Raw genomic sequence first — 25905 nt, 5'->3', positions numbered from 1 at the left:
ATATAAGAGTTAAGTTTAATTAAAAATGGGGTTACTATGGATGATATTATAAGATTTAGCGTGTCATTGCCTAAGTCACTGCTTGATGAACTTGATAAAAAAATACTAGAGCAAGGCTACGCGTCAAGGAGTGAACTCACTCGCGATCTCATACGAGAAAAGATGGTAAAGGATAGCTGGAGCCATCAAGATATCGAACTCATCGGGGTTTTAACAATCATCTACACTCATCATCAAAGTGATTTGGTAGTAAAAATGCTAGAGCTTGAACACGACGCAAATATCGATATAATCTGCACAACTCACGTGCATATCGATCACCATAACTGTCTAGAAACACTTGTTTTGCGTGGTAAAACAGAGCGGATAAAAACCTTTAGTGAGCGTATCGGCGGACTAAAAGGTGTGAAATTTTGCGAACTAACAAGAGCTGCCGTCCCACATAGCTAATCTTTTGACGGCGTTCTTGCCCAAAATAGACTAGGATTTGGTCTTTTAAAAGTGGTGTATTTTTTAGGATTCTGTCTGACGTAACACACGTTTAAAATTCCAACGATAGTGTCATAAGTAAATGGCGTTTTAAGGATAATAACTTCGTCTTCCATATACACGGGCAGATCTGACGCTCCATCGCATATGGCTACTATGCTGTATTTTTTTACCCTTTTGTATCTCATAAGAGTTTCAAACTCTCCAGGTCTAGTAAGAATGTCTTTGTGGATAAAAATCACAGCAGGAAAGTATATGGCGTCTTCTATGTGTCGTCTTATGATCTCATAGTCGTTTTTAGGATTTACCTTTATCCCCATAAATTTTAGATACGACGATAGTATGTCAAAGCCGTCTTTGCAGTCATAAGCAATTAGTGCGTGATACGACGATATGGCTGAATTTATGAAATTTATATTGCTTATTGGCTGATTTTTTACAAATATAGCCTTAATGTCAATCGTAATCGCATTTTTATCTATACTAATCCTTGCGTCGTGCTCTTTTGCGCTTTGTAAGGCTTGTTTTATTAGATACTCATCAATTGCAGTGGTATATTTATCGGATATAAAAGAGATCATAAAAAACACCTGTTTTGTGTCGTAGTTTGTAAGCCTAAAGTCGATTAAAATTTCAGCTCTATGCAAAGATGAGAGATAAATTTTGCTCACTAGCTCTAGCGTTTTAATAATCGCGTCCGCGTTTAATACATATCTTCTAGGATATGCCGGAGAGTAGCTAAAAAGCAAGATATTCTCGCTCTCTACTGCGTCATAGTAAAGTGCGTCCAAAAGCAGGTTTAATCTCTCTACTAAGTCAATTTCTTTCATATTATCAACATCCCATCACCATAAGAGTAAAAGCGATACCTTTGCTCTATCGCTGTTTTGTAAATTCTCATCGTCTCATCAAGCCCTATAAAACTGCTAACTAGCATTATTAGGGTTGATTTTGGTAGATGAAAATTTGTTAGTAAATAGTTTTGTCTGATTGGTCTATTATTTAAATTTAAAAAAAGATCGCAAAATCCACTGCTACTAGCTCCCCTAGCGTAATACTCAATACACCTCGTGCTAGTAGTCCCAACGCCAAGTAGCGCTGTGTCGCTTTTGATTAGCTGCTGTGCTTGTGCTGAAATATCGTAAAATTCGCTATGCATTACGTGTTTTGTTATATCATCACACTCAACGCCCTTAAATGTCCCAGCACCAACGTGCAAGGTTATATAGGCGGTTTTGAAATTTTCATTTATCTCTTTTATCATTTTGTCACTAAAGTGAAGACTTGCCGTTGGAGCAGCTACTGCACCGCTATTTTTAGCAAACACGCTTTGATACCAGCTTACATCCTGCTGCGTATCATCTCTTTTAATATATGGTGGCAGCGGCACGTGTCCTATTTTATCAAGCTCGTTATAAAGGTCACTTTGGGATAAATTTTTACTATTTTTATAAAATTTTACAATCCTTAATCCGTCATCTTTTAGCTCTATAATCTCGGCTTTTATGTCGCTACTAAAATTTAAAATACTACCGACATTTACACGTCCTTTTATGTAGCAACTAAAATTATTATCATTAACTGGTTGGTTTAAAAGCAATTCAACTGCTCCACCGCTTTGTTTGTGCCCGTAAATTCTAGCCTTTATAACCTTTGTATCGTTAAAAATTATAGCTGTATCTTTTGGTAAAATTTGAACAAAATCTTGAAATTTTAGGTGCTCTATCTCGCCTGTGTCTTTATGATACACAAGCAGTCTTGCGTTTTCTTGTGGCATAACCGGCTCATTTGCTATAAGTTCTGGCGGAAGGTAGTAATCATACGATAAAAGCGAGTTTATATCACTCATCTAAGTCCTGCTCGTCCTTATCTTTTGTATTTGCTACCTTTGCGATGTATATAGAAATTCCATAAAGTCCCATTAATGGAAATGCCATTAAAAACTGGCTTAACACATCAGGTGGTGTCATTATCGCTGAGAATATAAATATAATCACGACCGCGTATCTAAAAAATCCCTTTAACGCCTTATCGTCAACAAGTCCTAGTTTTGCGAGAAAAAATGTAATAACAGGCAACTCAAAAGCTATACCAAAAGCCACTAAAAGTTTTGTAAAAAACCCAACATATTCGCCTATGCTAGGTAGTGCGGTAAATAGCTGACCGCCAAAATTTATAAGAAAATTAAAGCCAAGTGGGATAACTACAAAATAGCAAAAACTAGCTCCACACAAAAACATTGCAGTTGCGGATAGGACAAATGGTATTACATATTTTTTTTCATTATCGTAAAGTCCAGGTGCGACAAATAACCAAAACTGCCAAAATATAATCGGAAGCGCTAAGATAAGCCCTGCAAAAAACGCAACTTTCATAGCGGTAAAAAACGGCTCTTGAACCTGTGTAAATATGATGTTTGAACCCGTAGGCAACGCCTCTTTTAACGGCTCAGTCATCCAGGCTAAAATAGGGTTCCAAAAGCTAAAGCAAACCACAAACATCACAAAAACACTAGCAACGCTAATCCCAAGCCTCTTTCTAAGCTCTACTAAATGCGGTTTTATCTCTTCAAACATTAAGCCTCTTTTTTCTCATCTTTATCGCTTAGCACGGCGTCCTTTACTGCACCAACTGGGTCTGTCACTGCTTTTGCGCTCTTTTTTACGCCATCTATCGCGTCATTTATACCGCTTGTGGCCTCGCTAACACCTTTTTTAATCTCATCAAGCTCTTCAAAAGTAAGCTTTTTTCGGACATTTTCAGTTGCTTGAGTTATGCTTTGTGTATATTTTTTAGCATCTTCTTTTAATTCAGCTATTTTAACCTCTTGATCAAAGGTAGCTTTTGCGTCATTTACGCCTTTTTTAACCGTTTTAAAAAACTTTGCTATGCTTACCATTGCGTCAGGTAGCTTATCAGGACCAAGAACCAAAACAGCTATAATCGCGATGATTAATATCTCAGGGAGGCTCATACCAAACATTTATTTTAACCTTATTTTTATTTTACCCACGCATTTTAGCTTGATTTTGCTCAAAAATTTATAAATTTTAATACTCAACCAGCAATAAAAAGTGCTATTTCATCGGCTAAAAGATAGTTTTTTACATAAAATTTATCATCTTTAAACACAAGTTTTTTTGCTTTTGTTAAAATTTCAGCCCTTTTAAGCTGACTCTCATCTAAAATTTCAGCCCCAATGCCAACAATACTCCTAGCTCCAAGAAAAATTCTCTCTAATTTTTTATCGTTTGGGCTTAAATTTTCAATATCTTTTTTGTGGGGATTTTCTATGTAATCATTTAAATTACTTTGATTATAAAACCTTTGACTGCCAACAAAACCTATCGCATAAGCACCGATGGCTAGATAGTTTTTGCCCTGCCAGTAGCCAAGATTATGACGGCAAATTTGACCAAAATTTGAAATTTCATACTGCTTTAGACCGATATTTTCTAACTCATTTATTAAAAATTTAGCCAAAATAGGGCTATCTTTTTTATAGCTTGTTTTACCAAAAAACGGCGTTTTTGGCTCAAGCGTTAAAGAGTATGCGCTCACGTGAGTTAAACCTAGCTCTTTAAGGTTTAAAACCTCTTGTGATAAACGCTTTTTAGTATCAAATTTTGTTGAGTAGATTATATCTACATTTATGTTTTTAAATCCGGCCTTTTTCGCATTTTGCACGGCAGTAAAAACCTGCTTTTTATCGTGCAGTCTACCTAGAAATTTCAGCTTATCTTCAAAAAAACTTTGAGCACCAAAACTTATGCGATTTACGCCATAACTTCGCATACTTTTTAGCCAGTTATATGTTGCTGAGTTTGGGTTTGCTTCACTTGTTATCTCGCAATCATCCTTTAAAAACGGCGAAATTTGAGCAAAAAAATCCTCATAAAACAACGCGCTCACAGCACTTGGAGTTCCGCCACCTATAAATAAAGTGCTTATGCTCTTTTTTTCTACATTGAAATTTTGCACTTGGGCTTTAAAATCATCAATTAGTGCTTTAAAATACTGTGAGTAAAGCTCACTTTTGCCAACAACCGAGCCAAACGCACAATATGGACATTTGCTCTCGCAAAACGGGATATGTGCGTATAGTAACACTTTTTTCCTTTAAAATTATCTGCTTGGTATTTTACCATAAAATTAAATTTAACTTTAAATTTATAAAGATATAATCAACAATACAAAATTTACAAAGGCAAATTTATGAAAGAGCTAAATGGTTCGCAGATGATAAGCGAAGCACTAAAAGAAGAGGGTGTTAAAGTTGTTTTTGGCTATCCTGGCGGTGCGGCGTTAAATATCTTTGATGAAACTTACAAACAAAAATATTTCACACACATACTTACTAGGCACGAACAAGCAGCAGTTCACGCAGCAGATGGATATGCTAGGGCTTCTGGCGAGGTTGGTGTGGCATTTGTGACATCAGGTCCTGGTTTTACAAATGCCGTAACAGGTCTTGCAACCGCATATAGCGATAGCATACCGCTAGTTTTAATAAGCGGACAAGTAGCCACAAGCCTAATAGGCACCGACGCGTTTCAAGAGATTGACGCGGTTGGAATTTCTCGCTCTTGCGTTAAGCACAACTATTTAGTAAAAGATATAGATGAGTTGCCTAGAATTTTAAAAGAGGCATTTTATATCGCAAAAACCGGCAGACCAGGTCCGGTGCATATTGATATACCAAAGGATATAACCGCAAAAACGGCTAAATTTGAGTATCCAAAAGAGATTAATATGCCAACGTATAAACCAACATACAAGGGTAACGCAAAACAGATAAAAAAGGCAATAGAAACGATAAATGCCTGTTCTAGACCTTTGCTTTACATCGGTGGTGGTGCGATAGCTTCAGGTGCTAGTGAAATTTTACGAAAATTTGCTAAAAAAACTAAAATTCCAGCCATTAGTACACTTATGGGACTTGGGGTTTTAAGCAAAGATGATGAGTTAAATTTGGGTATGGCTGGTATGCACGGAAGCTATGCTGCAAATATGGCTATTAGTGAGGCTGATCTTATCATAGCCCTTGGAGCAAGGTTTGATGATAGGATAACTGGAAAGCTAGATGAGTTTGCTAGATCAGCAAAAATCATTCACGTTGATATCGATCCGAGCTCTATTTCTAAGATAGTTAATGCACACTTTCCAATAGTTGGTGACTTAAAAGGTGTGCTTGAGGAGATGTATGAGCGTATCGAGATAAAAGGCGATAAATTTGCCCCTTGGCGTGAAGTTTTAAATCGCTACAACGACCTTTATCCGCTAAAATTCCAAGATAGCGATCAAATTTTAAAACCGCAGTGGGTTGTGCAAAAAACAGCACAAATAGCAGGAGATGAGGCGATAATCTCAACTGACGTCGGACAACATCAAATGTGGGTGGCTCAGTTTTATCCATTTAAAAATCCAAGACAGCTAATAACAAGTGGCGGTCAAGGAACTATGGGTTACGGTCTGCCCGCGGCTATAGGTGCAAAATGGGCGATGAGCGATAAACCAGTTATAAATTTCACTGGAGATGGCTCGATACTTATGAATATCCAAGAACTTATCGTATCAGCTATCGGCAAAAAACCAGTCGTAAATATCATCTTAAATAACAACTTTTTAGGTATGGTTCGTCAGTGGCAAACGTTTTTTTACGAAGAGAGATACTCGCAAACCGACCTTAGTTTTCAGCCTGACTTTGTAAAACTAGCAGAAAGCCTTGGCGGTATCGGCTTTAGAGTAAAGACAAAAGATGAATTTGAAAATGCACTAAAACAAGCCCTAAAAAGCGAAAAACCATCACTAATAGACGTGGTTGTTGATCGCTTTGAGAATGTTTTACCAATGGTACCAGCAGGTGCTGCAATTTACAATATGATACTAGATGATAAGGGTCAAAGATGAGCATTAGAAGAGTAATATCAGTCATCGTATTAAACGAACACGGCGTTTTAGCACGTATTGCTGGGCTGTTTGCTGGGCGTGGATACAACATCGACACGCTAACTGTCGCACCAATTCCTGAGAGCAAATTTTCACGCCTTAGCATAATCACAAGCGGAGATGAGCGTGTGCTAGAGCAGATAGTAAAACAGCTTCACAAACTTATCCCAACATATAAAGTTATCGAAAGTGGCGAGTTTGTCGAAAAAGAGATGGCACTTGTAAAAATTCCACTATCTGAAAATTTTGCCGGACTTGACGCGATACTAAACGCCTACAACGGCAGTGTGACAAACACAAACGAAAACAGCATAATCGTTATGGTGTGCGATGATACAAACAGAATCGAAAATTTCTTAAAAGCTATCAAAAAATTTAACCCAACAGATATCGTACGTGGCGGATCTGTATTAATGGATATGTAATATGAAACTTAGTGAAATTTCAGCAAAAATAGGTGCAAAATTTAGTGGAGAGGATTTAGAAATTTTGGCTCTAAATTCTCTTAATAACGCGGGTAAAAATGAGTTAACATATTGTGATGGAGAAAAAAACGCCAAATTCATATCTGACACAAAGGCTAGTGCCATACTTTTAACTAGCGAATTTAGTGCACTAGCACCTAGTGGTTGCGTGGTTTTAGAGTGTGAAAATCCGCATTTAGCGTTTGCGATTTTAAGTGAAATTTTTGCAAAACCGCTATTTTGCCAGACAAAACCCCAAAACATATCACAAACCGCAAAAATAATGCCAAACGTATACATAGGGCAGGGCGTGAGTGTTGGAGAAAATAGTGTGATTATGCACGGAGCTTTTTTAGGTGACAATGTAAAAGTTGGCAAAAACTGCATAATCCACCCAAACGTAGTTGTGTATAACGACTGCGTCATCGGCGACAACTGCCACCTAAACGCCAACTGCGTCATCGGCTCAGACGGCTTTGGCTACGCTCATACAAAGCTTGGCGAACACGTTAAAATTTATCACAACGGCAATGTCGTGCTTGAAGATAACGTTGAGATCGGCTCTTGTACTACTATCGATAGAGGTGTTTTTGAAAGCACTATTATAAAGCGTGGCACAAAGATTGATAACTTGGTTCAAATTGGACACAACTGCGAATTAGGGCAGGGTTGTATCATAGTATCACAAGCAGGACTTGCAGGCTCTACAAAGCTTGGACGAAACGTCGTAATGGGTGGTCAAAGTGGCTCAGCAGGACACGTTAGTGTTGGAGATTTTGCTCAGATCGCAGCTCGTGGCGGGGTTAGTAAAGATCTTGAAGGTTCTAAAAAATATGCTGGTACGTATCCGATAATGGAGCTTGGAGAATACTTTAAATTTCAAGCAAAGATTATGAGATTTTTTAAAAAGAAGTAAAATTTTAAGATGGCACAAAGCCATCTTAAATTTATTTTTGATCTAAATCAAAATATCTCTCTGGATATTTTTCAATCTGATTTATATTTAAAAATACAAATTTATATCCCAAATAAAGAGATAAAATCCAAAGAAATAAAAATATTAAAGCCGATGCCATACTTCACTCCTAATATGCGTGATGATCATTTTTGATCTCATCTTTAGTTATCTTGCGACTATCTATCGCACGCCACACGACAAAAATATAGCCTAAGATCACAGGCACTAAAAAGCTAATATAAAACATAACATTTAGTGTGTAGTGGCTTGAACTCGCGGTTTTTATCGTAAGAGAGCTCTGAAGGTCGCTAAAAGATGGGTAGAATGCTGTCTGATTTAGCCCAGTTATTAAAAATAAAGAGGTAACAACAAGCACCACGCCAACACCAAAATAAATAATACCATAAATACTAGATGTAAAAGCGCCCTTAAATACACCAAATAGTACAAGCAAAACACCAAGTACCACAGCTAACGCAACCACTGGCATTTGGATTAAATTTAATGCGTATTTATACTCAGTCATACTTACAATTCCATTTTCATCATAACCAAAGCCATCTTTTGTAAGTACCCAGGCTAAAAATGCAAGAAAAAACGGCAAAAATGCTATCGTATTTTTCACTAATGCCTTGCGTGCATTTTGTCTTAGTTCATCATCGTCTATGTTATTTATAAGATATAGCGAACCTCCCATACGAGCAAGAAAAAACATCGCAAAACCAAGCAGGTATAGCATAGGATTACCCAGAGCTTCAAGCCCTCTAAAAGCACTTCCCCACTTAACAAAATTATGCTCATTGAGACTAAAATCACTACCAGCAAAAAATGTGCTAACAGCCATACCTATTAAAATAACCCCTAAAGAGCCATTGATAAAAAGGAAAATTTCATAGGTCTTTTCGCCCAAAAAATTATCTGGTTTTTTGCGGTACTCATAGCTTACAGCTTGGATAATAAAACAGAACAAAATCGCAAGCCAAACCCAGTAAGCCCCACCAAAACTCGTAGCATAAAATAGCGGAAACGCAGCAAAACAAGCTCCGCCAAACATAACAAGAGTGGTAAAGGTAAGCTCCCATTTTCTACCGATAGAATTTATAATCATATCTTTTTGTATCTCGCTCTTTCCAAGCGAAAATATAAGCGTCTGACCACCTTGAACAAACATCATAAACACCAAAAGTCCGCCAAGTAAACTAACTATAAACCACCAATAAATGTGTAAAAATTCTAAACTAAGCATTCTGTTCAAATCCTATCTTTATCTGTTTAAGCATAATCTTCACTTCAGCTATAAGCAGTGCTGTAAATAGCAACGCAAATAGAGTAAATGAAATTTTGACATTTGTATCAGCTAGATTTGTTGCACCAACGCCAACCGTCATAAGATCTTGTATAACCCACGGCTGACGACCAACTTCAGCCACTATCCAACCAGCCTCAGCTGCAATATAACCAAGCGGTATACTAAATACACACAGCCAAAGTAACTTTTTGAAATTTTCAATATTATTTGCCATACAAAGATAAGTAAGCACAAAAAATAACGCTATAAAATAGCTACCAAGTGCGACCATAACGTGAAAACTATAAAATGTCGTAGCCACAGGTGGTACAGCGTCTTCTGGTTTATCAAGGTATCCATATCCTAAAAATTTCATATTTTGGTCTAAAATTTGCTTTGCATTAGCCATAGCTGCGGTGTCTTTGGCTGTTTTTGCAGCTTTATAATCAGCCAAGGCTTGTATAGCTAGTTTACCCTTTTGCATTTTACTTGCTACGCTCTCCATGCCGTATTTTTCGTTGCCATAAAGCAGATCGTCAATACCAGCTACAAAGCCGTTTATATCGCGTTTTCCAAGCAGTGAAAGCATATAAGGCACTTCGATATCAACCAAAAATGGATCTTTTTCATCTCCAGGTTTTTTACTAGGATCAAGTATACCCACAGCTATAAGCCCCTGCCTTGTATCGCCCTTGTAAAGTCCCTCCATCGCTGCAAGTTTCATAGGTTGAGTTCTTGTAGCTTGATACGCACTCTCATCTCCGCTAAATAGTAAAAATACAGATGTTACTAAACCAAAACTAGCTGCTACGATGATTGATTTTTTGGCCATAACAAGATGTCTGCCTTTTAGCATAAACCAAGCTGAAATTCCTATAACAAAAAGCGCAGAGATGGTATATCCACTAGTGACGGTGTGTAGAAATTTTATCATTCCAACCGGGCTAAGAGCCACTTCAAAGAAATTTTGCATCTCCATTCTTGCGGTATCTGGATTAAACTGCATACCGATAGGATACTGCATCCAGCCATTTGCTATTAGTATCCACATCGCAGAAAGGTTTGAGCCTATCGCCACAAGCCAGGTTGATATAAGGTGAAATTTCTTACTAACCTTATCCCAGCCAAAAAACATAATAGCAAAAAATGTGCTTTCAAGAAAAAATGCCAGCAACCCCTCAATCGCAAGTGGTGCACCAAAAATATCGCCCACAAACCAGCTATAATTTGCCCAGTTTGTGCCAAACTCAAACTCCATAATAATTCCAGTTGCAACGCCAATGGCAAAATTTATACCAAAAAGCTTGAGCCAAAATTTCGTTATATCTCGCCACTGCTGGTTACCAGTTTTGACGTATATACTCTCCATTATAGCGATTATAAAACTAAGTCCCAACGTAAGTGGAACGAACAAAAAGTGATATATAGCCGTGAGTGCAAACTGCGCCCTTGACCAATCTACCGAGGCTAGTTCAGCCATATCTTTACTCCTTATTTTTGATTAAATTTTCATATACAAAATTTGTTTTTTCAGCATCTGTTTTAAATTTTTTACTCATATTTTCGCTAAAAAAAAGCATTTTTATGACAAAAAACATAATAAAAAGCTTAACAAAAATAATCAGCCACAGCGTTCTGCCAAGCTTCATATTTCTAAAACCAGTTAAATAAAATTCTAAAATACTCTTAAACATTTGTAGATTATATTACATTTTCACTAAAATTTTTATATTTTTTAAAAATTTTTATCCCCTTTTAAAGTAAGGGGATAAAATGATTAGTCTTTTTTACCTTTATTAAGTTGCTTAAATTTGGTATCTATATCATCAGTAAGTTGGGTAAAAATTTCATTTGTTAGCTTTTTGGTTAGCTCTTTTGCCTCGCTCATAGTATTTTTTGAAAAATCATTTAGCAATTTATTTGCTTTTTTCTTGTCAGTTTTATAAAAAATGACATACTCTTTTTCCATTTGAACTTGTTTTATGGCTAATTTTGCCTCAAAATCAGCATAAGCTTTTTTAACTATTGGCGAGTATTTATTATAATCTGTCATAACAAGCGTCTGAAGCTTCCTATATACCCAGTAAATAGACTCATCATCAGCCTTATTTGTGCCTTTATCATATCCGTCAATAAAGCCATCTATGCCATAGTAATACGGCAAATAAACGCTCAAATCAGCCATGCCAATCGCCACGTATGAAACCCTACCTATCTCTTGTGGTAGCCACGGACGAACCTGCATAACGTGCGACTCATATGTTCTAAAGACGCTGATAGTTCGGTAAATATTATCTCCTGTACCTTGATTTACGTATGGATCGTATTTTGTGCCGTCATAGTGAGATCTCATCGCCGCCTTTAAATCATCTACACTTAGCTTTTTCTCTGGTTTTAGATACACAGGAAAGTTACTTCCGTCTTTTACTTCTTGTTTTAAACTTGGGTTAAACATCTTTTGAACCCACCAAACTCTAGGGTAATTATATGCCACATCCCTTTCATCATCTCTAGTATATGCCTTTTTAAAGTCAAATTTTCCGTCTTTACTAAGATCGTATGTGCCATTTTTTATGGCAAATTCTATTAGGTTTTTTGAAGCTAGAAAATTTGGATTATTTGGTTCATATTCGCGTAAGCGACCCTGATTTCCTGATGAAAAGTAGACGTCTTTTGGAATTTTTACCGCTATCCACTGATGACCTGTGCCCGTTTCAAGATACCAAAGCTCATCCTTATCAACAAACGCTACACCAAATCCCTCTCCTGCACCTATTGTCTCTATAATCTCTCCAAGTAGCATTACGCCCTCTTTAGCACTTTTCATTCTAGGCAAAAGAACGTCTGGGATGTCATCTTCTGTTATGCCTTTTTCTTCATTGTATGGATCTATTTTTAAAAGCTCATCTTTTGCATATATGGTTTCTGTGCCACTTATGCCAACACCTGCGTCATTATAACCAACTGCTCCGTGTAGTTTGGTTTGCCAGTTTGGCACGGTCGTATAACGCATAGAGTATTTTGGTAGCGGATAGGTAAAATCATTTGCACCTTGGTGTGCCTTTGAGCTATGAATGCCCGTTTGATTGTGCTTTTCTGGGTGTATTAAAAATAGTTGTGCCTTAGTAGCCTTACTATCGGCACTTCTAGCAATTAGTAGCGATCCGTCTGATGATGCCTCTTCGCCTACTAAAATAGTAGTGCAAGAAAATGCAGAGGTGCTTAAAACTGCAGACAAAACGGCTGATATAGCCACCAACTTAGTTTTTCTCATATCATTCCTCCTACTAAAAAGTGTTAGAGAAATGATATAACTTAAAGTTTTAAATTAATATAAAAACTAAAATTTCACAGATTTTTAAACTCATCTCTTAAGCTATCTCTTAGTTTTGAGTTTATACTTTCGCCATCTTTTAAATTTAGGCTTACTAAATTTTCTATACGCTCTAAAATTTCAAATAGTTCAGCCTCCCATTTGGTCGTATCAGAGTTCGTATTCATAGTTTGCACAAAAGTTAGCTTTTTGCTTATCTGACTTAAATTTTCTAAAAATTCATCTTTTTTGCCATCAATAGCCATATCATCAGCCATAGCCCTAAGCTCTCTAATCTTTTCATCTATGATATCGCAAAAGGCTATGTATTTAGCACTCTTATTCTCTTGCTGTGAAATTTTATAGCGTGTATTTGAGGGCTTTTCATTTGCCTCATTTGCGTCTATATTTTTTGTAAGCCTCTGAATTTGCATATAAAGTGCAAGAGCCACAGAACAAGCTATAAACATAGCAAACGATATATTATCATCCATTTTTTCTCCTTATTATCAAATCAAAACTAACAATACCAATAGCCAACCAAATTAGCCCAAAGGATACTGCTCTATTTAGGCTTAATACTTCGTTAAACAAAATAACTGCCACACACGCTGAAAGGGTAGGGCTAAGACACTGCATAAAGCCAAGCGAAGTTAGGCTAATCCTTGTGGTAGCGGCATTAAATGCTACAAGTGGAAATATAGTTATAAGCCCTGAAAGCACCATAAGTAAGCCATTTAAACTAAGGACAAAATGGCTAGTGGCATTAAAATTTATAAATACAAAATACAAAACAGCAAACGGAAACACAAGAAGCGTTTCTATAAAAAGCCCTTGCATAGCAGGGACTTTAACCTTTTTTCTAACGAGTGCGTAAATAGCAAACGATAGCGGTAAAAATATGGCTATTAACGGTAGTGAGCCAATGGTGTAAATTTGAAATAAAACAGCAAGGGCAACGATACTGACGGCTATTTTGCCGACAAAATTTAAACGCTCTTTTAGCACAACAGCACCAAGAAGCATATTCATAAGTGGATTTATAAAATACCCAAGACTAGCCTCTAAAATTTGCCCGTTGCCTACGGCATAGACGTATATCCACCAGTTTAGACTTATTAAAAAACCGCTTAATAAAAGAGCATTTCTTATGCGTTTTTGCTTTAAAATCAAAATAGTTTCTTTAAGCTTTGAGCTAAATGATAAAAATATCGCCATAAAAATTGCCGACCAAATAATGCGGTGGGCTAAAATTTCATACGAGCCAACACCATCATACAGGCTAAAAAATATGGGAAATAAAACACCCCAGCTAAAAAATGCCAAAAATGCGTATAAAAATCCCTTTTGGCTCTCATTTTGTAGCATTTTTACCTCTTTTTCTTAAAATTCCATCCACGCTAACTAGCACGATTGCAAACCAAATAAGTGCAAACGAGCAAAATTTTAGCACCCCAAGCTCTTCGCCAAAATATATCCCAAACCCTACAGACATCGTTGGTATGATATATTGCATAAAGCCTAAAATGCTAAGATCTACACGAGCCGTAGCCATATTATAAATGATTAGCGGAACGACTGTTATTACACCTGAAGCTATCATCAAAAATCCGTTTAAATCGGCGTTAAAGTGGCTCTGATTTGCAAAAAATAGATACAAAAAATACCCAAAACACAACGGCAACAAAAGTAGCGTTTCAACAAAAATAGCAGCTATACCAGGCACTTTAACTCTCTTTCTAATCACTCCATAAAACGCAAACGACAAGCCAAGCATAAGTGCTACGACTGGAAAATTTCCAAGCGCATAAACTTGCAAAAGAACTGCTAAAAACACGATAAATATCGCAAATTTTGCAACACCACTTAGCTTTTCTTTAAATATTAAAGCACCAAGCATCATACTAATAAGCGGAGTTAAAAACTGACCAAGTCCAGCCTCTAAAATTTGTCCGCTACTTACGGCTAAAACGTAAGTCCACCAGTTTAGACTTATTAAAAAACCACTTGTTAAAAGAGCGTTTCTTATCTTTTTATGCCTTAAAATTTGAACCACACTAGCAAAACCGCCAAAAAAATAGAGCACAATCGCTAAAAATACAACCGACCAAATAATGCGATGAATTAAAATTTCATACGAACTAATATCAGTGCCATAAAGTTTAAAAAATGGCGAGAAGCTACCCCAAAAGAAAAAGGCAAAAAGTGCATACAAAAAGCCTTTTGTGCGTTCGTTTTTTAAATCCAATCTCTCTACCTTTTTTAAATTTTAAAGTTGCTAATTATAATTTAAGTTGTTTAAAATTTAGCTTTTTAATGCTATAATCAGAGCTTAAATTTAAACAATAAGGATAAAAATGGCTTGGAGTAGGGATAGCTGGAGAAATTACAACATACTTCAGCAACCAAAATATTTAGATAAAGACGAACTAAAAAATATTGAAGAAAAATTAAAAGGTTTTCCACCACTTGTTTTTGCAGGAGAGGCTAGAAATTTAAAGGCAGAACTTGCTAAGGTTTGTGAAGGTAAGGCGTTTTTGCTTCAAGGTGGGGATTGTGCTGAAAGCTTTGCAAATTTTAACGCAAACAATATCAGGGATATGTTTAAAGTCATACTTCAAATGGCAATAGTTTTAACCTATGCTGGAGGCTGTCCGATAGTAAAAGTAGGACGTCTAGCAGGGCAGTTTGCAAAACCTAGAAGCTCAGACTTTGAAGAAGTAAATGGTGTAAAACTACCTAGTTATAGAGGCGATATTATAAATGGTTTTGAATTTAGTCAATCAGCACGTGTGCCAGATCCAAAACGTATGATAGAAGCGTACTATCGGTCGGCTTCTACCATGAACTTGCTTCGTGCATTTTCGCGTGGCGGTTTGGCTGATTTACATCAGATACATAAGTGGAATTTAGGCTTTACAAAACGTGCTGAGATAGATGAGAAATATACCCAGCTAACAGATAGCTTGACTAAGACTTTGGCGTTTATGGAGGCTTGTGGTATGACATCTGAAAACACTCCAGCCATAAGCCAAACATCATTTTACACATCTCATGAAGCGTTGTTGCTTCCTTATGAAGAGGCTATGACTAGAGAGGATAGCCTAAGTGGCGAGTGGTATGACTGCTCGGCTCATATGCTTTGGATAGGCGAGAGAACGCGCGGTATAGATGACGCTCACGTGCATTTTTTAAGTGGAGTAAAAAACCCAATAGGTGTAAAAATAGGACCAAACGCGACAGCAGATGACATTATAAATTTGTCAGCTAAACTAAATCCAGAAAATGAAGCTGGACGCCTAAATATAATCATAAGAATGGGAGCTGATAAGATAAATGATAGACTGCCAAACCTGCTTCGTGATGTTAAGCGCGAGGGGTTAAAGATGGTTTATAGTATAGACCCAATGCACGGCAACACAACTAGCGTAGCCCAGTACAAAACTCGTGAATTTGATAAAATTTTAAGTGAAGTTAAGAGCTTTTTTGAAATTTCAAGAAGCGAAGGCGTGTATCCAGGAGGCATACATCTTGAGATGACTGGACAAGATGTTACAGAGTGCACTGGCGGTGCGTTTAATGTAACAGAACAAAGCCTAAAAGATCGTTATGAAACGCAGTGTGACCCAAGACTAAATGCTGATCAGGCACTTGAGCTTGCATTTATGGTGGCTGATTTTTTAAAAAAGGCTTGATATCGAACTAGATTTTAAGGCTTGAGTTTAACTCAAACCTTAAAAAATATCTAAAATTTATATTTTATGCCAAGAGTTCCATTGCAGTATTTTTCTTGTGCTGAGGCTTTTACGCCAAAATTTGCATTAGCACTAAGCGATTTTGTGATAGTAAAATCAGCACCAGTTTGTAGTGTTAAAAATGTTGATTTCCTATCTCTTGCTGAAAATATAATGTCATTGTTTGAACCTATAAAAGTTACAACGCTATTGTTTGCATTTTTATAAATTTCTTTTTCTATTCCAGGAGTTACATAAAAATAGCTACCGTTTTCTAGGTATTTTCTTATCTCGCCAGACACTCTTAGACTTAACGCCTTTGATGTTGTAGCATTGTATTTTACAGCTAGTTCACCATTTTCTCTAAAACTATTACTTTTTATATGACTAAAATTTAAACCAATAGATGGTTTAAAAAATAATCCCTCCATGCTATCTAGTTTTGCTACATATCCATAGTTGATATCCAAAGAGTTAAAGTATGAGTTGTATTTTGAATCATTTACGATTACTCTATTTGCTAAGATTGTATTTCTTTCATTTTTATTTTTTGCTATACCAGTAGAGAATTTAAAGTCTATTTCATAGTTTTTGATATACGACCTTGAATAAACACCAAGTTGATAGTTGTCTGCCTTGTTGTTTATTATCTCATTTTTTGCTTTTGATTTAGCGTATGTGACAAATCCACCAAATATAAAATCATCAAATGCTTTATCATAACCTAAAGTAAATCCATAGACACTAGGGTTTGCTCCATCTTTAATGTTGCCTTTTGCACCATTTATCGTAGCCCATAAGTTGTTGTCGTAGTTAAATCTATTTGTGTATTCTCTAACCAATGAGCTTAAAGCATAGCCATCATTGTCTGCAAAATTTTCATTTTTTAAATTTGAAATAGCATAAGCTAGAGCTAAATTTTCATTATATGGATTTGACAGCTTTGCAAGACGTGTCGCGGTATTTAGCTCAGAACCGATTTGTATAGTGCTTATAACACTGTTTTGACCAAAATTACTCACGACTTGCGATATAGACTCGTCTTCTTTAGAGGCTAGCTTTTTTATCCCATCTAGTCCTTCAAATTTATATGCGTCCACGTCTAATATAGCCTTTATAATATCACCATTAGACAACTCTTTATCTTTTGATATTATTAGGCTCATATCGGCTTTATTTTCTTGGTTCATCTCTTTTGCGATACTTACTATCGCGTCTTTTGTACTTTCTAAAGCCTTTTTATATGTATCTAGGTCAGCAGCACTTGCTTTTTCTTTTTCTATTACTATCTTTTCTAATTCATCTTTATATTTATTTAGATTATCTGATAGCTTTTTTCTAAAATCAATCAAAGCACTATCTAAATCTTTTTCTAGTTGTTCTTTGTTTTTTAACTGCTCCAATGTAAAATTTTTAAATTTTTCAAGAGTATTGATTCCTTGATTGTCTAGCCAGTTTCTTATCTCATCAATATTTATTTGAGATTTATCTCTATCAGATTCATTTAATAGCCATTCTTTTGCAAGCTTAAAACCCTCCGTTATTTGACTATAATTACTTTTTAAGCTTGTAGATATAAAAATTCTATCATCCTCATTTTGTGGACTTGGGTTGTTAACAGATAACAATATTATATATTCTCTTGCTGTTCCAATTAGAGCTTTAAGTCCATCGCCTTGTAGATTTGGGAAATTTGGATATTGTGTTCTTGTATAGTAGTAAGCAGTTCTAACATCGCTAAGATTTTTATAAGCCACCGCATTTGTTGCAAAAGTAGCGCCTAATATTAAAATACATGCTGTTTTTGAAATTTTCATTTAATCTCCTAGAAATTTAAAATCTAGTATTATATCATAATTTTAAACAAAATAAAATTATTAAATTTCTTTGGTTTTAATATTGTTTTTGATAGACTTAATTGTATAGAAAATTTTGGAGGCATTTATGTCAAAAATTTATGATTTAGTAGTAATCGGTGGCGGACCTTGCGGTATCGGTGCCGTAGTTGAAGCAAAAACAGCAGGTCTTGTAAATGTTTTAATGATAGAAAAGGGAGATAATCACAACCAAACTATTAGAAAATTTTACAAAGATAATAAGCGTGTCGATAAAGAGTATAAAGGGCAAGATAGCACAATTCACGGCATAGTGGCGTTTGAAGACGGCACAAAAGAGAGCACTCTTGATTTTTTTGACAAGCTTCTTGATGACGGCAAAATCGAAGTGCAGTTTAACTGTGAAGTTGAAAATGTCAAGAAAAACGATGATGGAAATTTCAGCGTAGTAACTGCCAAGGGTACATATACAGCAAAAAATGTAATGATAGCAATCGGCAAAATGGGTAGACCAAATAAGCCTGATTATAAAATTCCGCCATCTTTAAATGAGGTTGTAAATTTCAATCTAAACAACTGCTCAAGCAAAGAAAAGATTTTAGTAGTTGGTGGCGGAAATTCAGCTGTTGAGTATGCTATCGAACTTTGTCAATACAACAAAACCACAATCGCATATAGAAAAGATAGCTTCTCTAGGGTAAATGAAACAAACAAAGAGGCACTTTGGGCGTTAGAGCAAAACGATAAGATCAAAGTTCGCTTAAATCACGATATAGTCGAGCTAGAAAACGAATCTGGACGCGTTAGAGTCCAATACAATAACGGTAAAATTCGCGTTTATGACCGTGTAGTTTATGCCATAGGCGGCTCAAGTCCTGTTGATTTTTTACAAAAATGTGGCATAAAAACAGACGACAAGGGAAATCCTGAAGTAAACGAAAACTACGAAAGCAACATAAAAGGGCTTTACATCGGCGGAGATCTCGTACTTAAAAATGGTGGTTCTATCGTCGTTGCGTTAAATCACGCACACCAAGTTGTAAAAGATATTTTAGAAAAACGAGGATAGCCTTGAGCCAAACTAGAGTCGTTGTGGCGGTTATCATAGCCGTTGTTGCCTTTATTTTAGTATCATTTTTAAGCAATATTTCGCCAAAAACAAAAGAGGCAGAAAAGGAGTATAAAATTTACTCTTTAAAATTTGATGATCTGCCAGAGAGTGAAAAAGAAAAATACATAAACAAGTCAAATCTTTATGAATATGGTGGCTATATAACGCCAAAAAGCTACTCACAAAGCTTTGCAGTAAGCGAAGATAACGGCACTAGCATACTTGAACTATTAAGTCAAAACAAGGCACTTGTGGCTGATAATATTGACCTTGGCGAGAAAAATTTAGAGCTTATTGAAAAGATAGAAAGCATTAAAAACGAACTAACAAAGCAAAAAGACGAGGTCGTAGCACAGAGCGACAGGGCATTAAACGAGCAAGAGGAGCAACACTATCAAAACATTCAAAAGCTTACAAAAGAGCTAAGTGAAGCCCAAAAAAACGGGTTAAATAGCATTTCAAGCTATGAAAAAAAGATTGCTATGCTTGAAAATGAGATGATAAAATTTAAGCTTGATGTCGATAAAAATAAAACAATAGCAACAGAGGAGTTTTTAAGTTTTAAAAGGCAAAGCGACGCAAACCAAAGTGAACTACGAAATTTAAACAACACATTAAATTTCGAGTTAAACGCGAGTTTGGCTAAATTTCAAAATATAAACAAAGAGTTAGCCCACATAAAAGATGAGTTAGAAAGGGCAAACGCCGAACTTGGCGCGTTAAAAAGCGAGAATAAAAAGGAGCTTGGCAGGGTGCTTGATGGATTTGATTTGCAAAAGAGTATTTTAGAAGATGAGCTGTCTAGAAAATCAAATAAAATCATAGATTTAAATGCTGAAATTTTAAACCTAACACTTGAGCTAAATGCTAGTAAAAAAAATATGCAAAGACTGGTAAATAACCTAGAAGCAGAGAAAAACACCACAAAAAAACTAAGCGAAATCTCTATCAACCTAAATTCAAAAAATGCCGAACTAAACGCAACTAAAGCTAAACTAAAAGAGGCTTTAAACAGCCTTGATATAGAAAAAAACGCAACGATTTTACTAAAGCAAAGCATAACGGAGCTAAAAATGCAAAGCTCTGAGCTAAATTCCACAAGAGCAAAGCTACTAAAAACAAGAGAAGAGCTAAGCATGGAGCAAAACTCAACTAGAAATCTAAAGCAAAATTTAAAAGAGCTCAAAGCTCAAAATAGCGATTTAAACTCAACTATCGCCATAAAAAGCGATAGCATAAACGAGCTTACTAAAAGCATAAATGAGCTAAAAAATATGCTAGATTTAAAAAACAACAACATTAAAAATTTAGAAAATAACCTAAGTGCCACAAAAACAGAGCTTAAAACAAGCCAAAACGAGCTAAAAAATTTGCAAAAAACATCATCTGTGGATATGAAAAATTATGAAATTTTAACCTCGCAGATAAACGCTCTAAAAAAACAGCTCGGAGGCAAACTAAATGAGCAAAATATCAAAGATGACATCAGCCTAGCACAGCTAAAAGATGAGCTAAACAGAGCAAAATCAACCATAAAAGATAACAACAAAACCATAATAGAGCTAAACGAGCGTATCGCAAATTTAGGCAAAAGCAGTATGAGCACGAGTGAGTATTACAAAAAAATAGAAGAGCTTTCAAAAGATATAGAAGAAAATTTAAACAACCAAGATAGGTTAGAAGATGAAAATACGAATTTAAAAATGTTACTAGAGGCTCAAACCAAGCCAGAAGTGCCTAAAAAACTTGTCTTTGTATCAAAAATTGAGTGCTATGATATGGACTCTAAAAACGAGCCAACACAGATATGCAAAAATAGACTGAGCGATTTTTTGCAAAGATATAACTCAAACTACATATACGAAATCATCGCAATAGTCGATGAAAAGGGGCTTGGACTACCTTATGAAGTGGCAAAAACACTAAAAAAAGATGAACTAGAACGGCTAAAAAAATATGTAAACGAAGGCGTAGCAAAAGAGCGTGCAGTGGTGGCAGCAAGGCTTATAAAAGATGAATTTGGCGATTTTGCTCGCATTAGCTTTAGTCCAGATTTTATACTTAAAAATAGCTCACGTGGCTTTGTGATAAAGGCGTATAGATGAGATTGGCACAGCTAAAAGACGGCTATCGCTACAACTCAGACACGCTTATGCTTTATGATTTTGTATTGCAAAATTTCTCAAATTTAAAAGGCAATGTTTTAGACGTTGGGTGTGGATGTGGGATTTTAGGACTTTTGCTAAAAAGAGATTTTAAAGACATCAATCTTCTTGGTATAGATATTCAGGATATAAACGTAGAAATTTCAAATTTTAATGCACTTGCAAACGGCATAGAAGCCAAATTTATAGCTCTAAATTTCACAGATTTTAAAAGCGATGAGAGATTTGAGCTAATCGTTTCAAATCCACCATACTATCACGATGGCGTAAAAGAGAGCCAAAACGAGCATATATTTAAAAGCAGATATTGCAGCAACTTAAGGCTTGAGTCCTTCATAAACGTCGCAAACTCGCACTTAAAGCCAAATGGAGCAATATGCTTTTGCTACGAAGCAGGTAGCTTAGCAGAAATTTTAGTCTGTTTAAAAAATGCAAAACTAAATCCGACAGCCATTAAATTTATCCATCCTAAGGAAAAAAGTAGTGCGAAACTAGCCCTTATAATGGCTAAGAAAAACTCAAAATCGCCTTGTGACATAAATCCTCCGCTTATTTTGAAATTTCAAGGTAGAGATAGCGAGGAAGCAAAGCAAATTTATGCCAGGGCAAACACCATAAGCACGGAGTATAAATGCTAAAGCAAGATGGCTTTGAGTGGGTTTTTGACCCTAGTTTTTGCGATGAGTGTGGCGGAAAGTGTTGCACTGGAGAGAGTGGTATAATTTGGATAAATGATGGCGAGATAAAGGCACTTTGTGAGTATCTTGAATTTGATGAGCAAGAGTTTAAAGATAAATTTTTATTTACCTATAAGGGGAAATTTAGCATAAAAGAGACATCATACAAGGACGGATTTGCCTGTGTGTTTTTTGATAAAGAGGCTAAAAATTGCAGTATTTACGAGTTTCGTCCAGCTCAGTGCAGGAGTTTTCCATTTTGGGAGCATTTTAAAACAAATTTACAGGAGTTAAAAGAAGAATGTATTGGCGTAAAATTTTTATAGTTATATCTATCCTAACAACCTTTTTAAGCGGTGCTAATGCTAGTCAGAGTAGTGAAAATTTAGAAATTTTAAAAGCTCTAAATCACTTACAAAGTGGAAATTTCAAACAAAGCATATCAATTTATGAAAAACTCTACTCAAAAACAAAGCAAAAAGCGTATATCAAGGAGGCGATAAACGTAGCTTTTATGTCAAATGATATGAGTGAGATAAGAAGAGTTATAAAATTTGGTGCAAAATATCTAAAAGATGACCCAGATTACGATAGAGCGAGGGTTGCTGTCCTTTTAAGCGATGGTAAAATGCAAGAGGCTAGGGAAATATTAAAAAACCTTATAAAAAATGAAGAAAACGCAAAAAACTATATGATGCTTGGCAATCTTGAGTTTTTTGAAAAAAATGACAAAGAGGCGGCTCTTAATTTTAAAAAGGCTTACGAGCTAAATAGTAGCGAAAAAAACGTGATTAATCTAGCTAAAGCACTGATACTAAGAAAAGAAAACACCACAAAAGTGATAGAGTACCTAAACGACTTTAAGGATAAAAACGGCGGGTGCACCATAGACGTGTGTATGTTCCTAGCTGACCTTTATTTAAGAAGCGTAAATAACGAAAAACTGGCACCACTTTATGAGGAAATTTACTCCATAAATGAAGACGAGGGCTTTTTAGTGGGTGCGTTAATGGCTTATGCTCAGATAAATAACAAAGATGGCTTTTACAAACTAATCTCATCGCATAAATTTGATGATGAAATTTTATTGCAAGCATACGCACAATTTAAAGATTACCAAAATGCCTATGATACAGCCTCTAGACTTCTACAAAGCACCCAAGAGCCAAAATTTGGAGCATTTATGGCAATTTATGCTTACGAAAAAGCTCTACCAAAGCCAGACAAAAAAACACTTGAACACGCACTGGATCTATTTGAAAAATACGCACTAAAAAGCAACGAAGCCCTGTTTTTAAACTACTATGGTTATTTACTTATTGATGAAAATATAGACTATAAAAAAGGCATAGAACTTGTAAAAAAAGCCTTAGCCATCGAGCCAAATTCCCCTTACTATATAGACTCTCTTGCTTGGGGGTATTATAAACTTGGCGATTGCAAACTTGCAAAAGAATATATGCAAAAGGCAAATAGCTTTGAGGAGTTTAAAAACGAAATTGAGTTATTAGAGCATACAAAGGCGATTGATGAGTGCCTAAAAAAGGGAGCAAAATGATACTTGATGATATCATACTTAAGACAAAAGATGACCTAGAACAAAGAAAGTTAAACTATCCGATAGAGTGGCTAGAGTCCGCCTTTAAATCAAATCCATACAAACCAAGAGCCATCTATAAAGCTCTAAAAAAAACGCAGAAAAACCCTATCCACATTATTGCAGAAGTTAAAAAAGCAAGTCCTAGCAAGGGTGTGATACGCGAAAATTTTGACCCGCTTTTTATAGCAAAAGAGTATGAAAAAGCCGGTGTAAATGCCATTAGCGTCCTTACTGAGCCTCACTTTTTTAAAGGAAATTTAGAGTATTTAACAAACATTCGCAGATATACAGCAACACCACTTTTAAGAAAAGATTTTATAATCGATAAATACCAAATCATCGAGGCTCTTATTTACGGAGCCGATTTTGTTTTACTTATCGCAAAAGCCCTTAGCAAAGGCGAACTTAAGACTTTGCACGATTATGCCTTGTCTATCGGGCTTGAAGTACTTGTTGAAACTCACGACGAGGACGACCTTAAAAAAGCACTTGAGATAAACGCAAACATTATAGGCATAAATCATAGAAATTTGGAGAATTTCAAAATGGATATGAGCCTTTGTCAAAAGCTAGTCTCGCTTATTCCAAAGGATAAAATAGTGGTTGCCGAGAGCGGACTATACTCTCACGAGCAACTAAATGAGCTAAGCAATATTGGCGTTGATGCGTTTTTAATAGGTGAGCATTTTATGCGTCAAGATAGTATCGTTAATGCGGTAAAAACGATAAAGGGGGAGAGATGAAACATCTTTGTGCTCCTTGGAGAGCTGAATATTTTAGTCAAAAACGCAGTGAATGTGTCTTTTGCGATATAGCCAAAAACCCAAAAAACGACGATGAAAACGGTGTCATATTTAGGGCAAAATTTTGCTATGGCGTGATAAATCGCTTTCCTTACTCGCCCGGACACTTTATGGTTATCCCATATGAGCATTTTGATAACATCGAACAGCTAAGCGATGAGGCGTGGAGTGAGATTAGCAGATATGTTAAAAAGGGTGTTGGAATTTTAAAAACATCACTAAATGCAAGTGGCGTAAATATAGGTATGAACCTTGGTGCTGCCGCTGGTGCTGGGATCGCTGAGCACGTGCATTATCACCTTGTGCCTAGATGGGAGCGTGATACAAATTTCATAACCACGATAGCTGACGTAAGAGTAAACGGAGTGCCATTTCACCCGCTTTTTATCAAGCTAAAAGAGGCATTTAGTGAGTGATTTAGACATAAAAAACTGGCTAGAGCAAAGAGAGAATTTTGATCTTATCATAGACGCTAGAAGTCCACACGAATTTTTATACTCGCACATTAAAAATTCCAAAAATTTTTATGTTCTAAATGATACGCAACATCAACAAACAGGTACTCTTTATAAGCAAAGTAGGGCGGACGCAAAAATCTTAGGTGCAAAATTTGCGTGTGAAAATATCGCAAAACACCTAGAAGAGATACAAAAAATCGCTAAAGTCGGTTCACTAGTTGGAATTTATTGTGCTCGTGGCGGTATGCGTTCAGCCTCGATCGCTCAAGTCCTTAGTATGATAGGATACCGAATTTTACGCTTAAGCGGCGGATATAAAGCGTATAGAACGCACGTTCAAAACGAACTAGAAAAGCCAGTCAAACTTAAGTTTATCACGCTATTTGGCAACACCGGAAGCTACAAAACAAAGCTCATAAACGAGCTAAGCCCATCTTTAAATTTAGAAAAGATAGCAAACCATTTAGGCTCTGTTTTTGGTGCTATTAATGGAACTCAGCCAAGCCAAAAAGCATTTGAAGATGAGCTTTTTGAGCAAATTTCAGATATCACAAAACACCATAATCTATGTTTTATTGAGGGCGAAAGTAGAAGAATTGGTATGCTAACTCTACCAAAAAGCATATATGAAGCGATGAGAAGTGGCGTAAATATCGAGATAAAAGCCAGTCTATCAAAACGCGTAGAATGCACGATGAGCGACTATAAAATGGTAGATGATGATTTCTTTTATGACTGCATAAGAAAAATTTCACCATTTATCTCAGCAGAGGTCAAAGCCGATGTGTGCGATGCCTATAAAAAGAGCGATACTTCAAAAGTTTGTGAACTACTTTTAACAAAATACTACGATAAGGTTTATAAAAAACAAGAGCGTATCGACTACGTAGTCTGCTCAGATGACATAGAAAATGCAAAAGATAAACTAATTGAAATTTTTAAGAAACACGACACAAAAACCCACAATTTTTAAAATTTATAAATAAGATATTTACGCTAAATTTACTATCTATTTTTATTTTTTGGCTAAATTTTTAAAAGATATTCAATATCATTTTATT

26 protein-coding genes are annotated in these 25905 nt (G+C 35.9%); 13 read left to right on the top strand and 13 right to left on the bottom strand.

The annotated features are described in order from the left end of the window. Positions 1-36 precede the first annotated feature (36 nt). Positions 37-450 carry a nickel-responsive transcriptional regulator NikR gene (gene nikR / locus CMCT_RS04720; RefSeq protein ID WP_034967000.1) on the top strand — a complete coding sequence of 138 codons (414 nt, stop codon included), beginning with the start codon at positions 37-39 and terminating at the stop codon, positions 448-450. On the opposite strand, the gene CMCT_RS04715 is transcribed toward nikR, so the two are convergent. The 5 genes from CMCT_RS04715 to hemW all read right to left on the bottom strand — a co-directional run bounded on the left by CMCT_RS04715 (position 447) and on the right by hemW (position 4599). Further along, positions 447-1319 (bottom strand): hypothetical protein, encoded by an 873-nt coding sequence (locus CMCT_RS04715; RefSeq protein WP_051654813.1) that lies wholly within the window; start codon positions 1317-1319, stop codon positions 447-449. The two genes, nikR and CMCT_RS04715, sit on opposite strands and share 4 nt — an antisense overlap. Further along, a complete protein-coding gene (gene queA, locus CMCT_RS04710; RefSeq protein WP_034967002.1) occupies positions 1316-2338 on the bottom strand; it encodes a tRNA preQ1(34) S-adenosylmethionine ribosyltransferase-isomerase QueA in 1023 nt (340 codons plus the stop codon). The genes CMCT_RS04715 and queA overlap by 4 nt, the downstream gene beginning before the upstream one ends. Further along, positions 2331-3065 carry a twin-arginine translocase subunit TatC gene (tatC, locus tag CMCT_RS04705; RefSeq protein ID WP_034967005.1) on the bottom strand — a complete coding sequence of 245 codons (735 nt, stop codon included), beginning with the start codon at positions 3063-3065 and terminating at the stop codon, positions 2331-2333. Before tatC ends, queA begins: the two co-directional genes overlap by 8 nt. Then, the gene (gene tatB, locus CMCT_RS04700; protein WP_034967009.1) at positions 3065-3472 is read right to left on the bottom strand and encodes a Sec-independent protein translocase protein TatB; all 408 of its coding nucleotides are present in this window, start codon (positions 3470-3472) and stop codon (positions 3065-3067) included. The genes tatC and tatB overlap by 1 nt, the downstream gene beginning before the upstream one ends. Positions 3473-3546: 74 nt before the next feature. Then, the gene (hemW, locus tag CMCT_RS04695; protein ID WP_034967012.1) at positions 3547-4599 is read right to left on the bottom strand and encodes a radical SAM family heme chaperone HemW; all 1053 of its coding nucleotides are present in this window, start codon (positions 4597-4599) and stop codon (positions 3547-3549) included. A gap of 105 nt (positions 4600-4704) precedes the next feature. On the opposite strand from hemW, the gene CMCT_RS04690 reads away from it, so the two are divergent. Genes CMCT_RS04690 through lpxD form a run of 3 tightly spaced genes read left to right on the top strand, consistent with a single transcriptional unit; the run spans position 4705 to position 7818 of the window. After that, a complete protein-coding gene (locus CMCT_RS04690) occupies positions 4705-6399 on the top strand; it encodes an acetolactate synthase large subunit (protein ID WP_034967013.1) in 1695 nt (564 codons plus the stop codon). 2 nt (positions 6400-6401) lie between these two features. Beyond that, positions 6402-6863 (top strand): acetolactate synthase small subunit, encoded by a 462-nt coding sequence (gene ilvN / locus CMCT_RS04685; protein ID WP_169752483.1) that lies wholly within the window; start codon positions 6402-6404, stop codon positions 6861-6863. Between the two features lies 1 nt (position 6864). Continuing rightward, the gene (gene lpxD / locus CMCT_RS04680; protein ID WP_034967018.1) at positions 6865-7818 is read left to right on the top strand and encodes a UDP-3-O-(3-hydroxymyristoyl)glucosamine N-acyltransferase; all 954 of its coding nucleotides are present in this window, start codon (positions 6865-6867) and stop codon (positions 7816-7818) included. A 169-nt stretch (positions 7819-7987) separates the two neighbouring features. Here lpxD and CMCT_RS04675 read toward each other — a convergent pair whose 3' ends face one another. The 7 genes from CMCT_RS04675 to rarD (CMCT_RS04645) form a co-directional block, all read right to left on the bottom strand. Next, on the bottom strand, positions 7988-9106 hold the full coding sequence (locus tag CMCT_RS04675) for a cytochrome d ubiquinol oxidase subunit II (RefSeq protein WP_034967021.1): 1119 nt from the start codon (positions 9104-9106) through the stop codon (positions 7988-7990). Continuing rightward, entirely contained in the window at positions 9099-10628 is a 1530-nt protein-coding gene (locus tag CMCT_RS04670; RefSeq protein WP_034967024.1) for a cytochrome ubiquinol oxidase subunit I, read from the bottom strand. Before CMCT_RS04670 ends, CMCT_RS04675 begins: the two co-directional genes overlap by 8 nt. Positions 10629-10632: 4 nt before the next feature. Further along, positions 10633-10842 carry a DUF4492 domain-containing protein gene (locus CMCT_RS04665; protein ID WP_034967026.1) on the bottom strand — a complete coding sequence of 70 codons (210 nt, stop codon included), beginning with the start codon at positions 10840-10842 and terminating at the stop codon, positions 10633-10635. A gap of 83 nt (positions 10843-10925) precedes the next feature. After that, positions 10926-12422 (bottom strand): C69 family dipeptidase, encoded by a 1497-nt coding sequence (locus CMCT_RS04660; protein WP_034967030.1) that lies wholly within the window; start codon positions 12420-12422, stop codon positions 10926-10928. 74 nt (positions 12423-12496) lie between these two features. Next, entirely contained in the window at positions 12497-12955 is a 459-nt protein-coding gene (locus CMCT_RS04655) for a hypothetical protein (protein ID WP_051654814.1), read from the bottom strand. Then, a complete protein-coding gene (gene rarD, locus CMCT_RS04650; RefSeq protein ID WP_034967033.1) occupies positions 12948-13829 on the bottom strand; it encodes an EamA family transporter RarD in 882 nt (293 codons plus the stop codon). Before rarD (CMCT_RS04650) ends, CMCT_RS04655 begins: the two co-directional genes overlap by 8 nt. Further along, positions 13816-14709, bottom strand: coding sequence for an EamA family transporter RarD (gene rarD, locus CMCT_RS04645; protein ID WP_034967035.1), 894 nt, complete (start codon positions 14707-14709; stop codon positions 13816-13818). Before rarD (CMCT_RS04645) ends, rarD (CMCT_RS04650) begins: the two co-directional genes overlap by 14 nt. A gap of 109 nt (positions 14710-14818) precedes the next feature. Between rarD (CMCT_RS04645) and CMCT_RS04640 the strand changes: the two genes are divergently transcribed. Next, the gene (locus CMCT_RS04640) at positions 14819-16156 is read left to right on the top strand and encodes a class II 3-deoxy-7-phosphoheptulonate synthase (RefSeq protein ID WP_034967038.1); all 1338 of its coding nucleotides are present in this window, start codon (positions 14819-14821) and stop codon (positions 16154-16156) included. Between the two features lie 50 nt (positions 16157-16206). On the opposite strand, the gene CMCT_RS04635 is transcribed toward CMCT_RS04640, so the two are convergent. Next, entirely contained in the window at positions 16207-18012 is a 1806-nt protein-coding gene (locus CMCT_RS04635; RefSeq protein ID WP_034967040.1) for an autotransporter outer membrane beta-barrel domain-containing protein, read from the bottom strand. A gap of 127 nt (positions 18013-18139) precedes the next feature. On the opposite strand from CMCT_RS04635, the gene CMCT_RS04630 reads away from it, so the two are divergent. The 8 genes from CMCT_RS04630 to mnmH are packed head-to-tail and all read left to right on the top strand — an operon-like array spanning position 18140 to position 25817. After that, on the top strand, positions 18140-19099 hold the full coding sequence (locus tag CMCT_RS04630; RefSeq protein ID WP_034967043.1) for an NAD(P)-binding domain-containing protein: 960 nt from the start codon (positions 18140-18142) through the stop codon (positions 19097-19099). 2 nt (positions 19100-19101) lie between these two features. Continuing rightward, positions 19102-21246 (top strand): coiled-coil domain-containing protein, encoded by a 2145-nt coding sequence (locus CMCT_RS04625; protein WP_176325038.1) that lies wholly within the window; start codon positions 19102-19104, stop codon positions 21244-21246. Beyond that, positions 21243-21944: a tRNA1(Val) (adenine(37)-N6)-methyltransferase gene (locus CMCT_RS04620; protein ID WP_034967045.1), complete on the top strand. Its 702-nt coding sequence runs from the start codon at positions 21243-21245 to the stop codon at positions 21942-21944. Before CMCT_RS04625 ends, CMCT_RS04620 begins: the two co-directional genes overlap by 4 nt. Next, positions 21938-22309, top strand: coding sequence for a YkgJ family cysteine cluster protein (locus tag CMCT_RS04615; RefSeq protein ID WP_034967048.1), 372 nt, complete (start codon positions 21938-21940; stop codon positions 22307-22309). The genes CMCT_RS04620 and CMCT_RS04615 overlap by 7 nt, the downstream gene beginning before the upstream one ends. Beyond that, a complete protein-coding gene (locus CMCT_RS04610; protein WP_051654817.1) occupies positions 22285-23541 on the top strand; it encodes a tetratricopeptide repeat protein in 1257 nt (418 codons plus the stop codon). The genes CMCT_RS04615 and CMCT_RS04610 overlap by 25 nt, the downstream gene beginning before the upstream one ends. Beyond that, a complete protein-coding gene (trpC, locus tag CMCT_RS04605) occupies positions 23538-24326 on the top strand; it encodes an indole-3-glycerol phosphate synthase TrpC (protein ID WP_176325037.1) in 789 nt (262 codons plus the stop codon). Before CMCT_RS04610 ends, trpC begins: the two co-directional genes overlap by 4 nt. Beyond that, positions 24323-24802, top strand: a complete 480-nt coding sequence (locus CMCT_RS04600; protein ID WP_034967051.1) for an HIT family protein — start codon at positions 24323-24325, stop codon at positions 24800-24802. The genes trpC and CMCT_RS04600 overlap by 4 nt, the downstream gene beginning before the upstream one ends. Then, positions 24795-25817: a tRNA 2-selenouridine(34) synthase MnmH gene (gene mnmH, locus CMCT_RS04595; protein ID WP_034967053.1), complete on the top strand. Its 1023-nt coding sequence runs from the start codon at positions 24795-24797 to the stop codon at positions 25815-25817. The genes CMCT_RS04600 and mnmH overlap by 8 nt, the downstream gene beginning before the upstream one ends. The last annotated feature ends 88 nt before the right edge of the window (positions 25818-25905 follow it).

This window comes from Campylobacter mucosalis, from assembly GCF_013372205.1.
Lineage (GTDB): Bacteria > Campylobacterota > Campylobacteria > Campylobacterales > Campylobacteraceae > Campylobacter_A > Campylobacter_A mucosalis.
This window is presented reverse-complemented; position numbering and strand designations above follow the sequence as displayed.

Bases quoted from the DNA above. Each gene is read 5' to 3' on its own strand.
- nikR (WP_034967000.1), top strand. From the start codon at position 37: ATGGATGATATTATAAGATTTAGCGTGTCATTGCCTAAGTCACTGCTT.
- CMCT_RS04715 (WP_051654813.1), bottom strand. From the start codon at position 1,319: ATGAAAGAAATTGACTTAGTAGAGAGATTAAACCTGCTTTTGGACGCA.
- queA (WP_034967002.1), bottom strand. From the start codon at position 2,338: ATGAGTGATATAAACTCGCTTTTATCGTATGATTACTACCTTCCGCCA.
- tatC (WP_034967005.1), bottom strand. From the start codon at position 3,065: ATGTTTGAAGAGATAAAACCGCATTTAGTAGAGCTTAGAAAGAGGCTT.
- tatB (WP_034967009.1), bottom strand. From the start codon at position 3,472: ATGTTTGGTATGAGCCTCCCTGAGATATTAATCATCGCGATTATAGCT.
- CMCT_RS04690 (WP_034967013.1), top strand. From the start codon at position 4,705: ATGAAAGAGCTAAATGGTTCGCAGATGATAAGCGAAGCACTAAAAGAA.
- lpxD (WP_034967018.1), top strand. From the start codon at position 6,865: ATGAAACTTAGTGAAATTTCAGCAAAAATAGGTGCAAAATTTAGTGGA.
- CMCT_RS04675 (WP_034967021.1), bottom strand. From the start codon at position 9,106: ATGCTTAGTTTAGAATTTTTACACATTTATTGGTGGTTTATAGTTAGT.
- CMCT_RS04670 (WP_034967024.1), bottom strand. From the start codon at position 10,628: ATGGCTGAACTAGCCTCGGTAGATTGGTCAAGGGCGCAGTTTGCACTC.
- CMCT_RS04665 (WP_034967026.1), bottom strand. From the start codon at position 10,842: ATGTTTAAGAGTATTTTAGAATTTTATTTAACTGGTTTTAGAAATATG.
- CMCT_RS04660 (WP_034967030.1), bottom strand. From the start codon at position 12,422: ATGAGAAAAACTAAGTTGGTGGCTATATCAGCCGTTTTGTCTGCAGTT.
- CMCT_RS04655 (WP_051654814.1), bottom strand. From the start codon at position 12,955: ATGGATGATAATATATCGTTTGCTATGTTTATAGCTTGTTCTGTGGCT.
- rarD (WP_034967033.1), bottom strand. From the start codon at position 13,829: ATGCTACAAAATGAGAGCCAAAAGGGATTTTTATACGCATTTTTGGCA.
- CMCT_RS04640 (WP_034967038.1), top strand. From the start codon at position 14,819: ATGGCTTGGAGTAGGGATAGCTGGAGAAATTACAACATACTTCAGCAA.
- CMCT_RS04635 (WP_034967040.1), bottom strand. From the start codon at position 18,012: ATGAAAATTTCAAAAACAGCATGTATTTTAATATTAGGCGCTACTTTT.
- CMCT_RS04630 (WP_034967043.1), top strand. From the start codon at position 18,140: ATGTCAAAAATTTATGATTTAGTAGTAATCGGTGGCGGACCTTGCGGT.
- CMCT_RS04620 (WP_034967045.1), top strand. From the start codon at position 21,243: ATGAGATTGGCACAGCTAAAAGACGGCTATCGCTACAACTCAGACACG.
- CMCT_RS04615 (WP_034967048.1), top strand. From the start codon at position 21,938: ATGCTAAAGCAAGATGGCTTTGAGTGGGTTTTTGACCCTAGTTTTTGC.
- CMCT_RS04610 (WP_051654817.1), top strand. From the start codon at position 22,285: ATGTATTGGCGTAAAATTTTTATAGTTATATCTATCCTAACAACCTTT.
- trpC (WP_176325037.1), top strand. From the start codon at position 23,538: ATGATACTTGATGATATCATACTTAAGACAAAAGATGACCTAGAACAA.
- CMCT_RS04600 (WP_034967051.1), top strand. From the start codon at position 24,323: ATGAAACATCTTTGTGCTCCTTGGAGAGCTGAATATTTTAGTCAAAAA.